At 60.7% G+C, this 16,108-nt stretch carries 16 protein-coding genes; 14 read left to right on the forward strand and 2 right to left on the reverse strand.

Annotation, left to right across the window (positions count from 1 at the left end):
- The first annotated feature begins 16 nt into the window (after positions 1-16).
- Positions 17-778 carry an amidohydrolase family protein gene (locus tag ACP0KA_RS24210; RefSeq protein ID WP_424631250.1) on the forward strand — a complete coding sequence of 254 codons (762 nt, stop codon included), beginning with the start codon at positions 17-19 and terminating at the stop codon, positions 776-778.
- Here ACP0KA_RS24210 and erpA read toward each other — a convergent pair.
- Positions 677-1,033 (reverse strand): iron-sulfur cluster insertion protein ErpA, encoded by a 357-nt coding sequence (gene erpA, locus ACP0KA_RS24215; RefSeq protein ID WP_424631251.1) that lies wholly within the window; start codon positions 1,031-1,033, stop codon positions 677-679. The two genes, ACP0KA_RS24210 and erpA, sit on opposite strands and share 102 nt — an antisense overlap.
- A 132-nt stretch (positions 1,034-1,165) precedes the next feature.
- Here erpA and ACP0KA_RS24220 point away from each other — a divergent pair, with 132 nt between their 5' ends.
- From ACP0KA_RS24220 to surE, 11 genes are all read left to right on the forward strand, one after another.
- Positions 1,166-2,374 (forward strand): deoxyguanosinetriphosphate triphosphohydrolase, encoded by a 1,209-nt coding sequence (locus ACP0KA_RS24220; RefSeq protein ID WP_424631252.1) that lies wholly within the window; start codon positions 1,166-1,168, stop codon positions 2,372-2,374.
- Between the two features lie 46 nt (positions 2,375-2,420).
- Complete coding sequence (gene argS, locus ACP0KA_RS24225; RefSeq protein ID WP_424631253.1) at positions 2,421-4,214, forward strand: arginine--tRNA ligase; 1,794 nt, start codon at positions 2,421-2,423, stop codon at positions 4,212-4,214.
- 110 nt (positions 4,215-4,324) lie between these two features.
- On the forward strand, positions 4,325-5,914 hold the full coding sequence (locus ACP0KA_RS24230) for an SPOR domain-containing protein (protein ID WP_424631254.1): 1,590 nt from the start codon (positions 4,325-4,327) through the stop codon (positions 5,912-5,914).
- 47 nt (positions 5,915-5,961) lie between these two features.
- Positions 5,962-6,990 carry a beta-N-acetylhexosaminidase gene (gene nagZ, locus ACP0KA_RS24235; protein WP_424631255.1) on the forward strand — a complete coding sequence of 343 codons (1,029 nt, stop codon included), beginning with the start codon at positions 5,962-5,964 and terminating at the stop codon, positions 6,988-6,990.
- Positions 6,987-7,826 carry a segregation and condensation protein A gene (locus ACP0KA_RS24240; protein WP_424631256.1) on the forward strand — a complete coding sequence of 280 codons (840 nt, stop codon included), beginning with the start codon at positions 6,987-6,989 and terminating at the stop codon, positions 7,824-7,826. The genes nagZ and ACP0KA_RS24240 overlap by 4 nt, the downstream gene beginning before the upstream one ends.
- Positions 7,827-8,279: 453 nt before the next feature.
- The gene (gene scpB, locus ACP0KA_RS24245) at positions 8,280-9,062 is read left to right on the forward strand and encodes an SMC-Scp complex subunit ScpB (RefSeq protein WP_424631703.1); all 783 of its coding nucleotides are present in this window, start codon (positions 8,280-8,282) and stop codon (positions 9,060-9,062) included.
- Positions 9,063-9,231: 169 nt separating this feature from the next.
- Positions 9,232-9,462, forward strand: coding sequence for a twin-arginine translocase TatA/TatE family subunit (locus tag ACP0KA_RS24250; RefSeq protein ID WP_424631257.1), 231 nt, complete (start codon positions 9,232-9,234; stop codon positions 9,460-9,462).
- Positions 9,463-9,548: 86 nt separating this feature from the next.
- Positions 9,549-9,968, forward strand: coding sequence for a Sec-independent protein translocase protein TatB (gene tatB / locus ACP0KA_RS24255; RefSeq protein WP_424631258.1), 420 nt, complete (start codon positions 9,549-9,551; stop codon positions 9,966-9,968).
- The gene (tatC, locus tag ACP0KA_RS24260) at positions 9,965-10,795 is read left to right on the forward strand and encodes a twin-arginine translocase subunit TatC (RefSeq protein WP_424631259.1); all 831 of its coding nucleotides are present in this window, start codon (positions 9,965-9,967) and stop codon (positions 10,793-10,795) included. The genes tatB and tatC overlap by 4 nt, the downstream gene beginning before the upstream one ends.
- A gap of 326 nt (positions 10,796-11,121) precedes the next feature.
- Positions 11,122-12,435, forward strand: coding sequence for a serine--tRNA ligase (serS, locus tag ACP0KA_RS24265; RefSeq protein ID WP_424631260.1), 1,314 nt, complete (start codon positions 11,122-11,124; stop codon positions 12,433-12,435).
- A 4-nt stretch (positions 12,436-12,439) separates the two neighbouring features.
- A complete protein-coding gene (gene surE, locus ACP0KA_RS24270; RefSeq protein WP_424631261.1) occupies positions 12,440-13,207 on the forward strand; it encodes a 5'/3'-nucleotidase SurE in 768 nt (255 codons plus the stop codon).
- Positions 13,208-13,233: 26 nt separating this feature from the next.
- Here the strand turns inward: surE and ACP0KA_RS24275 are convergent, their stop codons facing one another.
- Positions 13,234-13,620 carry a response regulator gene (locus ACP0KA_RS24275; protein ID WP_424631262.1) on the reverse strand — a complete coding sequence of 129 codons (387 nt, stop codon included), beginning with the start codon at positions 13,618-13,620 and terminating at the stop codon, positions 13,234-13,236.
- Between the two features lie 194 nt (positions 13,621-13,814).
- Between ACP0KA_RS24275 and ACP0KA_RS24280 the strand changes: the two genes are divergently transcribed.
- Together ACP0KA_RS24280 and ACP0KA_RS24285 are read left to right on the forward strand one after the other, a co-directional pair.
- On the forward strand, positions 13,815-14,471 hold the full coding sequence (locus ACP0KA_RS24280) for a protein-L-isoaspartate(D-aspartate) O-methyltransferase (protein ID WP_424631704.1): 657 nt from the start codon (positions 13,815-13,817) through the stop codon (positions 14,469-14,471).
- A gap of 148 nt (positions 14,472-14,619) precedes the next feature.
- Entirely contained in the window at positions 14,620-16,041 is a 1,422-nt protein-coding gene (locus ACP0KA_RS24285) for a peptidoglycan DD-metalloendopeptidase family protein (RefSeq protein ID WP_424631263.1), read from the forward strand.
- Positions 16,042-16,108: the final 67 nt, after the last annotated feature.

The raw sequence follows: 16,108 nt of genomic DNA on the forward strand, positions 1-16,108 counted from the left end.
GCTTGCTATGAGGACGATGAACACGGGCAGTTGGCGTTACGCGATAGCCATCGCAGCGCTGGTGTTGAGCGCGGCGCCGGCGATTGCGGCAGAAGAACCGATCGAAATTTTCGACGCCCACCTGCATTACAACTGGGAGCCGAAGCCGCTCTATCGGTTGAGCGAAGTGCTGGCGCTGTTCAAGACAAACCGCGTCACCGGCATCCTGGCGACAAGCCGTCCTAACATCGGGACCCACGCGCTGATGGATGCAAAGAAGGACGGCCTTTGGGTCGTGCCATTTATCCGGCCTTACCGGATCCGGGCGGATATCCAGACCTGGTTCAACGACCCGGCGAGCTTCGATCTGATTCAGAACGAGTTCAAGCGCGGCTATTATCGCGGCATCGGTGAGTTTCATCTCACCGGGAAAGCGGCAGCCAGTGACTGGGTGAAGAAGACCGTCGACTTCGCGGTCCTGCATGATCTCTATCTTCACGCCCATGCGGACGATGAAGCCGTCGAAATCCTGATGGGGCACAATCCGCGCGCCAAGATCATCTGGGCGCATACCGGGTTTGGTCTGGCCTCGGATCGTGTGTCGGAGATGCTGGCTAAATATCCGCAATTGTGGGGTGAGTTGTCGTACCGCAGCGGCATCACCGGTTCAGGCGGCAAGCTGACGCCTGCCGAAATCTTAGATCGAGAAGCTGGTGCCGCAGCCGCAGGACGCGGTCGCGTTTGGATTGACCACGCGGAACGACGCCCCGATCAGGTCATCGACAAAGTCCACTTCTGAGCCCGCGAGGAAGGGCACGGAAGACGGGTCCACCAGCACGACCGCACTATCACGCGAAATCACGAGATCGTCGTCCGCCTTGGTGCGTTCAACGTCGAACTTGTATTGGAAACCGGAACAGCCGCCGCCCTCGACGCTGATCCGCAACATGGCCCCGTCACCTTCGGACTTCAGAATAGTGCCGATTCGCTTGGCCGCACGTTCCGAAATCGTGACGCTGCCGGAAGAGGCGGTATCGGTGGCAACGGCGGTCATGAGAGATCTCCAACTAACCCACGGAAAGCAGCCCGCGAAAGGCAACCCGCGAAGCAAATTTGAAAGACTCCGCATGCCATAGTTAAGTACCCGGGGCCGCAGAATCAAACGCCGAAAAGTAGAATAACTCGTATGTCCGTTGGAATGGCAGCCCCCCGAGAGCCCTATGGCTCCGACCCCAGCCAAAGCCGGGGCCGGCGATTTGACGAGCCGCCGAGCCTGCGGCGAAGCGCTTTTCGCCGTGATTGTGACCGCGTCATTCATTCCACGGCCTTCCGCCGGCTCAAGCACAAAACCCAGGTTTTCGTGTTTCACGAGGGCGACCACTACCGCACCCGGCTGACCCATACCCTGGAGGTTGCGCAGATCGCCCGTTCCTTGGCGCGGCAGCTTGGTATCGACGAGGATTTGACCGAAGCGCTGGCGCTGGCCCATGACCTCGGTCATCCGCCGTTCGGCCATGCCGGCGAACGGGCGCTCGATGAGTGTCTGCGGGACTATGGCGGCTTCGATCACAATGCTCAGAGCCTGCGTGCGGTCACGCTGCTGGAGCGGCGTTATCCTGAATTCGACGGCCTGAATCTGACGTGGGAATCGTTGGAAGGCATCGTCAAACACAACGGCCCGCTGACCGATCGCAGCGGTCGTGCGATTGGCCGCTACAAGGATCACGGCGTTCCCGTCGGGATTTCGGACTACATCGCCCAGCACGACCTCGAACTCTGGAGTTTTGCCTCGCTGGAGGCGCAAGTGGCCGCCATTGCTGACGACATTGCCTATGACGCGCACGACATCGACGACGGGCTGCGGGCAGGGCTGTTCACGGTGGACGACCTCGATGCCATGCCGCTGATCGCCGCGATCAACGCCAAAATCAGATCACGTTATCCCGATCTCGAAGAGGTCCGGCGCGGTGCGGAACTGGTGCGCGAACTGATCGCGTACCTGATCGAAGACGTCATCCTGGAAACCGAGCGGCGGCTGGCGCTTGTCAAACCCGCGTCGGTGAGCGAGGTGCGCAGCCACGACAGTGTGATTGTGGCTTTTTCGGCAGAGGCGGCCCAGGCCGAGAGGGAAATCAAAAGCTTTCTCAAAGCTCGGATGTACCGCCACGAGCGCGTCATGAACGTGATGCGTGATGCGGAAGCCGTGGTGCGCAACCTTTTTACCCGCTATCAGGCTGCGCCTGAGGATCTGCCGGCAGAATGGGTGCGGCATGCCGGAGAGGATACATCGGCCGGCCGGGCACGCAGGATTGGCGATTTCATTGCCGGAATGACCGACCGGTATGCCATCGTGGAGCACCAGCGGCTTTTTGACTCGACCCCGGATTTGCGTTAGGCGGCGCCTTCGCATCCCCAAAAGTATGTGTAGCAAGGACTTTTCGATGACTTCGCCCGTGCCTTCCCTTCATTTGTTCGCCGACGTGCTGACGCGTGTCCACGCTGTCTGCGGCGCGCTGGAGCGCGAAGGGGGATTGCCGGCCAATATCGACCTGTCGCGGGTGGTGGTGGAGCCAACCAAGGATGCCGCTCATGGCGACATGGCGACCAACGCGGCCATGGTGTTGTCGAAAGAAGCCAAGGCCAAGCCGCGGGACCTTGCGGAGAAGATTGCGGAGAAGCTACGCGCCGATCCGCTGGTCGAGCGCGTCGAGATCGCCGGACCCGGATTCATCAACCTCACCCTGAAGGCGTCCGCCTGGTTCGGCGCTCTGCTGGCAGTTTTGGAGCAGGGCAGCGGTTATGGCCGGAGCCAGGTCGGGGCGGGCGAGAAAGTCAACGTCGAGTATGTCTCGGCCAATCCGACCGGGCCGATGCATGTCGGCCATTGTCGTGGCGCGGTGTTCGGTGACGCTCTGGCGAGCCTGTTGTCGTTCGCCGGCTATGACGTCACCAAGGAATATTACATTAATGACGCAGGCGCGCAGGTGGATGTGCTCGCGCGGTCCGCGTTTCTGCGTTATCGCGAGGCGCTCGGCGAAAGCATCGGTGAGATCCCGGAGGGGCTCTATCCCGGCGACTACCTGAAACCCGTCGGTGAAGCGCTTGCGCGCGAACATGGCGACAAGCTCGTCAAGCAGAGCGAGGCCGAGTGGCTGCCGGTTGTCCGCACCAAGGCCATCGCCATGATGATGGAGATGATCAAGGGCGATCTCGCCGCGCTGAACATCAAGCACGACGTCTTCTTCTCGGAGCGGTCGCTGATCGAGGGCGGCAAGGACCAGGTCGGCGAGACCATCGCGGGACTACGCGCCAAGGACGACGTCTATGAAGGCCGGTTGCCGCCGCCCAAGGGCGCACCTGTCGAAGATTACGAGGATCGCGAGCAGACCTTGTTCCGGGCAACCGCGTTTGGCGACGATGTCGACCGGCCGCTGAAGAAGTCCGACGGCTCGTACACCTATTTCGCCTCCGACATCGCCTATCACAAAACCAAATTCGACCGAGGCTTCCTCAACATGGTCGACGTCTGGGGCGCGGACCATGGCGGCTACATCAAGCGCGTGCAGGCCGCCATCAAGGCCGTGACCGCCGACAAAGCGACGCTCGACGTCAAGATCGTGCAGCTGGTGAAGCTGCTGCGGAACGGCGAGCCGGTCAAAATGTCGAAGCGCTCCGGTGACTTCGTCACCTTGCGTGAAGTGGTCGATGAAGTCGGCTCCGACGCGGTGCGCTTCATGATGTTGTTCCGCAAGAACGATGCGGTTCTCGACTTCGACCTCGGCAAGGTGATTGAGCAGTCGAAGGACAACGCAGTGTTCTACGTTCAGTACGGGCATGCGCGCGGTCATTCGATCTTCAAGAACGCCCGCGAAACAGTTCCGGATTTGTCCGAAGATGCCTCGGCACGTCTCGCATTTCTGCGCGATGCCAAGGTCGAACGGCTGAACGATCCAGTCGAATTGAATTTAATTCGACAAATTGCACTCTACCCACGAATAGTTGAAGCAGCCGCCTTGGCCCACGAACCGCATAGAATTGCGTTTTATCTCTATGACTTAGCCAGCGACTTTCATGCGCTTTGGACGAAGGGGCGCGACACGCCTCATTTACGCTTCATTATCCAGAATGATGCAGAAATCACATTCGCGCGACTGGCCTTGGTTCAGGGCGTCGTCTCGGTTCTGGCATCAGGTCTCGCCGTGCTTGGCGTGCATGCTCCAGACGAGATGCGGTAGCAGGGGGATTGTGGCCTCTCACGTATGGGGATGCGTGAAGGCGTTGAGTAGCGTTCGCTTCGTCTGAAACGGCGGATGGACAGCTTTCCCGAAGGGGATGCAACATCACGATGGCAGATCGATATCGCGACAGGCTCTTTTCCGCGGACGATAGTTACGCCCGGGAGAGCCGCAGTGCGCCACAGCAGCCCAGCCCCCCGGATGATCCGCTGGCTGAGCTCGCACGCCTGATCGGACAGGCTGATCCGTTTTCGACCTATGGACGTGAGCAGCACTCTGCGTCGCAGAGCGCGCATCAGCACGATCCGCACCAGGCCGAAGAGCCGGCAGGCTACGAGGAAGAGCCAGCAAGGCCTTCGTGGCTGCAAAATCTTGCGTCCTCGCGGCAAGCGCGCGAGCAGAGCTACGATCAGCGGGGCTACGAGCAGCAGGCGTACGGTCATCAGGAGCCGTCGTTCAGCCCGCAGCCGCAGTCGTATGGACAGGATGAGCAATACGATCATCAGTATGCCGATGCGCGTGGCCATGATCCGTACCAGCAGGGCCATGATCATCATGCCGCGGAGCCGCAGTTCGAGATGACGCCGCATTTTGACTCGGCACCACGCTACGAGCGGAAAAATCTGAGTGTGCCACAGGCTCCGCAAGAACCGGAGTGGGGCCACGCGCCGCTGCCTGACAGCGCGCGGTATGACAACGTGCTCTATGGCCAGCCGGATCACGATGCCGGTCACGGAACGCCGTTCAACGTTCAAGATGACTATGGCGATGGTTACGGCGATCAGTCCTACAGCGAGGAAGAGGAGCAGCCGCGCGCACGACGGGGCGGCACCATGACCGTCGTAGTGGTATTGCTGCTCGCCGTGGTCGGGACCGCGGGCGCCTTCGCTTACCGGACACTCGCCGGATCTCCGCGGAGTGGCGAACCTCCGGTCATCAAGGCCGACGCCGGGCCGAACAAGATCATTCCGCCGAGCCAGGGCACCGACAACGCCAACAAGCAGATTTACGATCGCGTCGGCGACAAGAACACGGAGCGCGTGGTCCCGCGTGAAGAGCAGCCGATCGATGTGAATGCCCGGACATCGCCGCGCGTGGTGTTCCCGCCACTGACTCAGAACAACAATCCGCCAACGGTTGCGAGTGCATCGCCGACCGTGAGACCGACGGGCCCAGGACTTGGCAACGGGACGCTGAGCGGCGAGGAGCCGCGGAAGATCCGTACGCTGAGCATCCGACCGGGTGAACAGGATGCGCAAGCCAGTGTCCCTGCGCCAGCGCCCCAGGCTCGGGCAGCAGCTCAACCTGCGCCACAACGGGTTGCAGCCCCCGCAACGACCGCCTCGACACCCGCGCCTAACGCGCCGGTTTCGTTGGCCCCACAAGCCCAGTCGCCGCAAGCGGCGCCCGATACCAGGCGGATGGCGTCCCTGAGCCAGTCGGCAGGGGCTGCCGGTGCCTATGTGCAGGTGTCCTCGCAGAAGAGCGAGGCGGATGCCCAGGCCTCATTCAGGACTTTGCAGGCCAAGTACTCGGGAATCCTCGGGTCCCGGACCTCCACGGTTCGTCGTGCGGATTTGGGCTCGAAAGGGGTCTTCTATCGGGCCATGGTCGGGCCGTTTGGAACCACCGAGGAAGCGGCACAGTTCTGTTCCAGCCTGAAATCGGCTGGCGGGCAGTGCGTCGTCCAAAGGAATTAACGGCGGTTTCCTTGACCCTGGCGGCGCGCACGGGCTAATCGCCCGGTATGACCGTGCAAGCCTTCATCACCGGCGTTTCCGGCCTCGTCCTGACTGACGATGAGCGTGCTTTTCTGCGCGCCCATCCGCCGTGGGGCTTCATTCTGTTCAAACGGAATGTCGAGAGCCCGGCTCAAGTTGCTGCTCTGGTTCAGGAATTGCGCGCAATTGCCGGTCGGCCGGATGCGCCGGTTCTGATCGATCAGGAAGGCGGACGGGTCCAGCGGCTGTCGCCGCCGCATTGGCCGGTCTATCCGCCGGGGGCAATTTTCAGTGTCCTGTATGACCAGGACAACGGGATTGGGCTTGAGGCGGCGAAGCTGACCGCAAGGCTCATCGCCGCCGATCTGGATGAGATCGGCATCAATGTGGACTGCCTGCCGCTGGCGGACGTTCCGGTTGCCGGCGCGAACGCGGTCATCGGCGATCGCGCCTACGGTACGGTTCCGGACAAAGTGGCGGCGATCGCCCGGGCGGTCACCGATGGTCTGGCTGAGGGTGGCATTCTGCCGGTTCTGAAACATATTCCGGGCCATGGACGGGCCACGGCGGATAGCCATATCGGGCTGCCGACGGTCAATACGCCCGCAGATGACCTGACCGGCACCGATTTCGCGGCATTCAAGCCGTTGGCGGACCTGCCGATGGCGATGACTGCACATGTTGTGTTTAGCGCGCTCGATGCCGCCAAACCCGCGACCACTTCTGCGACAATCATCAATCAAGTGATTCGCGGAACGATTGGGTTCCAAGGCCTCCTGATGAGTGATGACGTTTCGATGAACGCCTTGCAGGGATCGATTGCAGAACGGACGCGCGACATTGTCGCCGCTGGCTGCGACATGGTCCTGCATTGCAACGGCAAGCTCGACGAGATGCGGCAGGTCGCTGGTGAAACGCCGGTGCTGGCAGGCGAAGCTCTCAAGCGTGCTGAACGCGCGCTTGCATCGCGCCGTCCGCCGCAACCATTCGACCGCAAGGGTGCGCGGATCAGGCTCGATGAATTGATCGGCCGGGCAGGGAGCCTGACGTCATGACTGCGGAAATTCTCTCATTTGAAACGGGACTGCCCGCCGCGGCGGCGGAGCGGGCCGAAGACGAGCCTGCGCTCGTCGTTGACGTCGAAGGATATGAAGGCCCGCTCGATCTGCTGCTCGCGCTTGCGCGGCAACAGAAGGTCGATCTCGCCAAGATTTCCATCCTGGCGCTGGCGGACCAGTACCTCGTGTTCATCGAAGCCGCGCGCAAGCTGCGTCTGGAGTTGGCGGCCGACTATCTCGTGATGGCGGCCTGGCTTGCGTACCTCAAATCTCGCCTGCTGCTTCCCGAGCCGCCCGAAGCGGCGGGGCCAAGCGCTGAAGATATGGCGAACGCGCTTGCTGAAAGACTGCGCCGTCTCGAACAGATCCGCGAAGCCTCGAACCGCCTGATGACGCGGCCGCAATTGCGCCGAGACATTTTCCCGCGCGGGCAGCCTGAATCCATTGCCCAGATCAAGCAGCAGCGATGGACCGCGACGCTTTACGACTTGCTCTCCTCCTACGCGACCCAGCGCCAGCAGCGTGTGCTGGCGACCGTCCACATGAGCAAGCGCACCGTCTGGTCGCTGGCGGAAGCGCGTGCGTCGCTCGAGCGGCTGGTCGGCATTACCGAGGATTGGGCCAGCCTCGACGAATACCTCATGAATTACGTACTCGATCCCTCGCAGAAGGCGACGGTGTTTGCGTCCAGTTTTGCGGCTGCGCTCGAGCTGGTGCGCGAAGGCACCCTCGACCTGCACCAGAAGGAAGCGTTCGCGCCTTTGTATTTTCGTAAGCCACCGGCGCATTTGCCCCCCGACGCTCATGCAGCGCCGGAAGTGTCGGCAGAGTAATTGGAAGAAGGAGACCAGGCCATGCCAAGTCCCGCACGTGTACATCACCTCGCTCCGGTAGAGGATATTCCGATGGATGAGACCGAAGTCGAGGTCTCGGCCGAGGAAACATCCGCCGTTGAGCAGGAGGCCGCTGCCCAAGTTGAAGGACAAGTCAAAGACGAAGCCGTCAACGTTGACGATGTCGTTGCGGTTGAAGCTGAAGACGACGTTGTCGCGACGGAAGCTGAAGACGAGTCTGCTCTCGGAGAGGCTGACGTTGAGGCTTTTACGAGCGAAGTGGAAGCTGAAGACGAAGCTGTCGCGGATGTTGAAGACGAGTTGTCGACCGATGAGGCTGACGTTGAGCAGGCTGCGTCGGAGGACGATGCTGAGTCTGTTTCCGAAGACGGGGCCGTAGCATCCAGCGAAACCTCATCTTTTGATGAAACTGGTGAGGTCGAAGCTCCCGCGATGGTCGACGAAGGGGCCTCCGTGGATGAGGTTGCTTCAGTTGCTGACACCGCCTCGACCGAGGAAGCTCCGTCGGTCGCTGATGCCGCGCCGATTGTCGACGACGCCCCGGCGGCTGATCCGGCTGCGCGACCGGAGGAATTGCGTCTGCTCGAAGCGATGTTGTTCGCCGCCACCGAACCGCTTGACGAGCCCTCGCTCGCGAAGCGCATGCCCGATGGCGTCGACATCAAGGCTGCGCTCGCTTTGTTGCAGGCCGACTATTCGCTGCGTGGCGTGAACCTCATTCGCATTGCCAACAAGTGGACATTCCGGACCGCCGGCGACCTGTCGTGGTTGATGACGCGCGAGAGCGTCGAAACCCGCCGCTTGTCGCGTGCGGCAATCGAGACGCTGGCAATTATCGCCTACCACCAGCCGGTGACGCGCGCCGAGATCGAGGAAATCCGCGGGGTCGTGACCTCGAAGGGAACGCTCGATGTGTTGCTGGAAACCGGCTGGATTCGTCCCCGCGGACGTCGCAAGACGCCGGGACGGCCGTTGACCTTCGGCACCACGGAAGGGTTCCTCTCACAGTTCAGTCTTGAAGCGCTGGGTGACCTGCCTGGGCTGGAAGAACTGAAGGGGTCCGGATTGCTGGATACCCGTCTGCCGACAGGTTTCAGTGTTCCGTCGCCATCCGATGACCCGCAATTGCGCGAAGATGAAGATCCATTGGAGCCAGGTGACCTCGATTTGGCTCTGGCACCCGCGGTTGAGCCCGAAAAGGATGGGGAAAGCTGATTTTTCGAGCGGGATTTTACCGGTCCGTTCCCTCATTAACGCTCGCGTGAACGCGTTGCTTCAAGCCGTCGCGGGAACGACTTAAGTCCTTGTTTTTGCCAGCCCCGGAGCCTACTTTCCGGTCAAGATTGGTCGGGGCAGCCGACCGCGTATTTGGAGGACGGCCGTAATGGGTTCGATGAGTATTTGGCACTGGATCGTCGTTATTGGCGTCGTGCTGTTGTTGTTCGGGCGTGGGAAGATTTCCGACTTGATGGGTGATGTCGCTCAGGGCATCAAGGCCTTCAAGAAGGGGATGGCCGACGACGAGAAGACCGCTGAGAAGCCAGAGCCTGTGAAGACGATCGATAATAGCGCTCCGCAGACGGCACAGCGTTCAGACGTCGGCAGCAAGGTCTGATATTACGGCCCGCGGCTAGAATCGGACCGCTAGGTCTGCGCCATCACTGACGGAGGCGGGGCCAGACCTCGCAGGCGGAATTTCCTATGTTCGATATCGGGTGGAGTGAACTGGTTGTTATCGGCGTCGTTGCGCTGATCGCCATCGGCCCGAAAGAGTTGCCCGGCGTGTTGCGCATGGTCGGGCAATGGATCGGCAAGGCGCGCCGCATGGCTTCTGAATTTCAGGGCCAGTTCAACGAAGCGATGCGCGAGGCCGAAATGGCCGACATCAAGAAGCAATTCGATGATGTCACATCCGCTGCCAAGGACATGTCACCGACCAATCTTCTGACATCCATCAGCAAGGATGTGGAAGACGCCGTGAAGCTCGACCCGCCGGCGCCGACAACGCCTGCGTCGCCCACGCCGGAAACTTTTGCTGAAGCCGAGGCGCATACGCCGCCGGCGGATGTGCCGTCATCAAACGTGCCGTCTCCCAACGTACCGGACGCCAAAGCGTCATGAGCGTCGAAGATATCGAAGCGACCAAAGCGCCGTTGATGGAGCATCTGATCGAGCTGCGGTCGCGCCTGATCAAGGCGCTGCTGGCGTTCGCGGTGGCCTTCGTGATCTGTTTCTTCTTCGCCAAGCAGATTTACAACGTGCTGGTGTGGCCCTTCGTCTGGGTCGCGGGGCCTGAGAATTCCAAGTTCATCTATACGGCGCTGCTGGAATACTTCCTGACGCAGCTAAAGCTCGCCATGTTCGGCGCCGGCTTCATTTCATTCCCGGTGATAGCGGCGCAGATCTACATGTTCGTCGCACCCGGCCTCTATAAACACGAGCGGGGCGCGTTTCTGCCTTACCTGATTGCGACGCCGATCTTTTTCACGATGGGGTCGCTGCTCGTCTATTTCGTTGTGCTGCCGATGCTGATCCGCTTCTCGCTTGGCATGCAGCAGGCCGGTGGCATTGAGACCGCGCAGATCGCTTTGCTGCCCAAGGTCGGCGAATATCTGTCGCTGATGATGTCGCTGATTTTTGCGTTTGGCATCGCCTTCCAGCTGCCGGTGATCCTGACGTTGCTCGGGCGTATCGGCATCCTGACTTCGAAACAACTTCGTGAAAAACGGCGCTATTTCATCGTCGTCGCGTTTGTGATTGCAGCCGTGCTGACCCCGCCGGACGTCATCAGCCAGGCATCGCTGGCGATTCCGCTGCTGATCCTCTACGAGGGCTCGATCATTGCGGTGGCCATCGTGGAAAAGAATGCCGCAAAGCGTGCGGCCGACACCACCGGCACCCCGCCGTCAGCGCCCCCGACGCCCCCGGCAACCACGCCAGCGGAATAAGCCCTAAAGAGAGGCTGCATTAGTGTCCCGATTCCGAAGTTCGCACGGACCTGCGGCTGGCTCGGATGCGAACTTCGGAATCAAAGGGACACTAACAAGCCTATGATTCTAGTGCCGCTTTTGGATTTGAAGTTCTTCATCGAACTCGCGACCTCAATCTGAAGAACTTCAAATCCGCGGCACTAGGCTATCATTGCAGCCAGACCTCTCGATTCGTGGTTTCCGGGCTTGACCGGGGTGTCCGCGACTTGTTCTAACCCACGCAGAATGAATGCCGATGGCCCGGACAACTCCGGGTTATGACGGGAAATTGCCAAGAAACCGCCATGCACGATATCAAATGGATCCGCGACAACCCTGAGGCTTTTGACAAAGCGCTGAAACGGCGTGGGCTGGAGCCATTGTCGAAGCCGTTGATCGCGCTCGACGAAAAGCGCCGGACGGCGATCGTCGCGGCCGAGCAGGGGCTGGCGCGGCGCAATGCGGCGTCCAAGGAAATCGGCGAGGCCAAGAAGAACAAGGATGAGGCCCGCGCCAACGCTTTGATGGCCGAGGTCGGCGAGCTCAAGACCAAGCTGCCAGAGCTCGAGAGCGCCGCCAAGCTGTTCGAAGACGATCTGAAGAAAGAGCTTTCGGGTATTCCGAACCTGCCGCTCGACGAGGTGCCCGATGGCGCCGACGAGCATGGCAATGTCGAACATCATCACTTCGGCGCCAAGCGCAGTTATGCATTCAAGCCGAATGAGCACGTCGCGCTTGGCGAAGGTCTCGGCTTCATGGATTTCGAAGCCGCCGCCAAGCTGTCCGGCGCGCGCTTCGTCGTGACCAAGAAGGGCCTTGCTCGGCTCGAGCGCGCCATCGGCCAGTTCATGCTCGATCTGCACACCGGTGAACACGGCTACACCGAAATCAATCCGCCGCTGCTCGTACGTGACGATGCGATGTTCGGCACCGCCCAACTGCCGAAATTCAAGGATGACCAGTTCTCGGTTTATGCAGGACCTGCGCAGGCTGATGCGTCGAACTACTGGCTCATTCCCACGGCCGAAGTGCCGCTGACCAATCTGGTTCGTGAATCCATCCTCGACGAAAAAGAGCTGCCGTTGCGGTTGACGGCATTGACGCCGTGCTTCCGCGCGGAGGCGGGCGCGGCAGGGCGCGATACGCGCGGCATGATCCGCCAGCACCAGTTCACCAAGGTCGAGCTGGTCTCCGTCACGGCGCCCGAGCAGAGCAGGGACGAGCACGAGCGCATGCTGGCCTGCGCCGAAGAAGTGCTTCGCCGGCTTGAGCTGCACTATCGTGTGATGACGCTGTGCACCGGCGACATGGGCTTTGCGTCCCAAAAGACTTACGACATTGAAGTCTGGATGCCGGGTCAGGGCGATGGCGGCATGTACCGCGAGATTTCGTCTTGCTCGGTCTGCGGTGATTTCCAGGCGCGGCGCATGGACGCCCGCTCGCGCGGACCCGACGGCAAGCCGCGCTTCGTCCATACGTTGAATGGTTCCGGCACTGCGGTCGGCCGGGCGCTGATTGCGGTCATGGAAACGTATCAGCAGGATGACGGTTCGATTGCCGTGCCGACTGTTCTGCAGCCCTATATGGGCGGCCTCAAAGTGATTTCGAAGGATCAATAGTGAGATGCGAATTCTCTGCACCAACGACGACGGCATTCATGCGCCGGGCCTGAAGATCATCGAGGAGATCGCGAGCAAGATCTCCGACGACGTCTGGGTGGTGGCGCCCGAACTCGACCAGTCGGGGGTGTCGCATTCGCTGTCTTTGAACGATCCATTGCGCTTGCGTGAAGTTGGCCCGCGTCACTTTGCGGTGCGCGGCACGCCGACCGATTGCGTCATCATGGGATCGCGCCACATCCTCGGCGACAAGGGACCGGATCTCGTGCTGTCCGGCGTGAACAAGGGCCGCAACGTCGCGGAAGACGTGGTTTATTCCGGCACCATCGCGGGCGCGCTCGAGGGCACTATTCTCGGTCTGCCGTCATTCGCGCTGTCGCAGGAATTCAGCATGGAGACCCGTAACAAGCCGTTGTGGGACACCGCGCTGAAATTTGGACCAGATGTCATCCGCAACGTGATGAAGCTCGGGGTGCCGCGCGACACCGTCATCAACGTCAATTTCCCATCCTGCATGCCGGACGAAGTGAAGGGCATCCAGGTCACGAAGCAAGGCAAGCGCAATCAGGGATTCCTGCGCGTCGATGGCCGTCGCGACGGGCGCGGAAATCCGTATTACTGGATCGGCTTTGAAAAGCTCGCGGTCGTCGATCCGCCGGCGGAAGGGACTGACCTTGCCGCGCTCGCCGCGAATTTCGTCTCGGTCACGCCGTTGCGGTTGGACCGCACCGACGTTGCGTTCTCGGAAAAGCTGAAAGACGTTTTGAAGTAGAGCGCCTTCGCTCAAAGGAAAACGCTTTAAGCCGCGATGCCCTTGAGCGCGTCCTCGATTGCGCGTGCCAGTGTTTCCATCTGGAACGGCTTTTCGAGCGCGGGCCGATCGCGAAATTTTTCCGGCAGTCCCTGGGCGCCGTAGCCGGTCGCAAACACGAATGGCCGGTTACGCATCTGAACAGCCTCGGCAACGGGAGAGATCACCTTGCCGTTGACGTTGACGTCGAGGATCGCGAGGTCGAAATCGATCGCCTGTACCAGCCGAATTGCTTCGTCGATATCTCCGGCTTCCCCGGCAATGATATAGCCGAGCTCCTCCAGCATGTCCGCGACCATCATGCGGATCATGACTTCGTCTTCGACCAGCAGGATGGAGCGGCGTGGTGACCCCGCTGTAGCAGTGCCCGACATTTGCCCCCCATGGCAATTTTGGACCGTATGGTGCTGAACCAACATAGTTGTTCAGCGCATAACTTGCATCGGATGTTTAGGTTCCATCAAATGGAACCTGCTAAAGTACAAAAATTGATCTGGCGGCGCCCGTCAAATCCAAATTGAGTTCGGATCGTTCGTTTCCGGCTGGAAGTTATCTTGTAAGTGCCATGATGCAGATTCAGTCCCATCCATTGCCTAGTGAAAAGATGATGTTTCAACTCAATCTCAGGCGGCGAGGTATCAGCGATCAGGCTGTCCTGAAGGCGATGGAAGATGTTCCGCGTGAACTCTTCGTCAGCCCGGCCGATCACGATTATGCCTACCGGGATACGGCGCTGGGCATCGACTGCGGCCAGACCATCAGCCAGCCTTTTGTCGTGGCCTATATGACAGAGCAGCTTCAGGTTCGTCCCGAGCACCGTGTGCTGGAAATCGGGACCGGGTCTGGATACCAGGCGGCGATCTTGTCGAAGCTGAGCCGTGAAGTCGTGACCATCGAACGGTTTCGCACATTGGCCGATCGCGCCCGGAAGGTTCTCGCCAGACTTGGCAGCGCCAATGTCGAGGTGGTTCTGGGCGATGGTCTCGACCTGCCCGAAACGCTGGGGACGTTCGACCGTATCATGGTGACTGCGGCCATGGAGGAGGTGCCGCAGGCGCTGCTCAACCGTCTTGAGCCGGGCGGGATGCTCATCGCGCCGGTGGGGCCGCTGCAGAGCAGCCAGATGCTCAAACGATTTCAGAGGAGCGGTGAAGACTATCCGTCACAGGAACTCGTCGCCGTCCGTTTCGTGCCGACACTGCCGGGCGTGGCCCGCGAGTTGTGACACCCAGAGAAAATCGGGCGAACTTCTGAATCGGGGCGCTGGTCAACTCATCGTGTTATTCGTTAAGGCGAAGCACGCGGCATAAACAGTTATTTAACTCCGGATGTGTTTACTCAACTTTGTGCCAGTTGCGTACAAGTGAGTAACCATGTCCCGCTTCGCCGAGTTGATCAGCTCGCGCCGCGTTCCGCATTTTGCGGTTCTGGCGCTCGTTTCAGTGGGGTTCGGAGGATGTAGCGCGGATACATCGACGCGCCTCTCCGATAACTCGTTCTCCAATCCTTTTGCTTCGAGGGGAGCGCCGGAGTCTACGGGCTCGGTCCATCAAGGGTACCCTCAGCAGAACTACCAGCAACACAATTACCAGCAGCCAAGCTACCAGCAGCAAAGCTATCAGCAGGGCTACCCGCAGCCGCAACGCGAGCTGCCGCAATACGCCCGGCCGCGCCCCGCTCCGGTGATCTCTGCGCCGTTGTCTGCGCCCAGCAGTGCGCCGACGTCCGGTGGCGGCCGCGGTATGGCATCGTACACGCCGCCGTCATCGCCGATCGAGCACACCGGCAGCACGCCACCGCCGCGCTCGGTTGCCGCAACGCCAGAGTTCAATCACCAAGGTGGAACGAAGATCATCGTCGGGACGTCCGATACGCTCGACGTGATCGCACGTCGATACAATGTACCGCCGGCTGATATTCTGCGCGCCAACGGCTACAGCGGACCGCGCGTGCTTCAGCCGGGTCAACAGCTCATTATTCCTCGCCGCACGGCGCAGGCCCAGCCACCCGCGTTGTCGCCCGCGCCGAACACGAAGGTCGCGGCAGCGTTGCCTTCCAGCGTACACGTTGCCAAGAGCGGCGACACGTTGATGAACCTGTCGCGCCGTTATCACGTCAGCCCTGCTCAGTTGGCTGCTGCCAATAACATTCCGGTCACGACGCAGCTCAAGATCGGCGACAAGGTCAATATTCCCGGTGGAAAATCCGCGCACCTTGCTGCGGCTCAAGCCCCGGCACCGGCGCTCGCGTCTGGGACTCCGAAGCCGGTCGCCGTGGCCCAAGCTCCGGCTCCTGCGGCTAAACCCGTAGCGGTCGCCTCTGCCGAGCCGGCTCAGAAGGTTCGCCTTGCGTCTGAGGCGCATGATGTTCCTGAAGCGCAGTCTCCGGTGAAGGCTGCAGAGACGACCAATGCGCTGCCGACATTCCGATGGCCGGTGCGTGGCCGGGTGATCATGACTTACGGCACGAGCGTCAACGGCAAGCAGAATGACGGCATCAACGTCGCTGTTCCAGAGGGCACGCCCGTCAAGGCTGCTGAGGATGGCGTCGTTACTTATTCGGGTAATGAATTGAAAGGCTACGGCAATCTCATTCTGGTCCGGCATGCCAACGGCTACGTCACCGCCTATGCTCACGCGAGTGAGCTGATGGTGAAGCGTGGCGATACGATCAAGCGCGGCCAGGTCATCGCTAAGTCGGGCCAGTCGGGTGAGGTTGGATCTCCGCAGCTTCACTTCGAGATCCGCAAGGGATCGACCGCAATCGATCCATTACGGTTCCTCAACGGCGCCTAGCGTTTTCGAGCAACCCGAGCGCATCACGAGTCCAATATCGGTTCTGATTTGATCAGAACCGATATTT

The organism is Bradyrhizobium sp. SYSU BS000235 (assembly GCF_049747295.1).
GTDB lineage: Bacteria > Pseudomonadota > Alphaproteobacteria > Rhizobiales > Xanthobacteraceae > Afipia.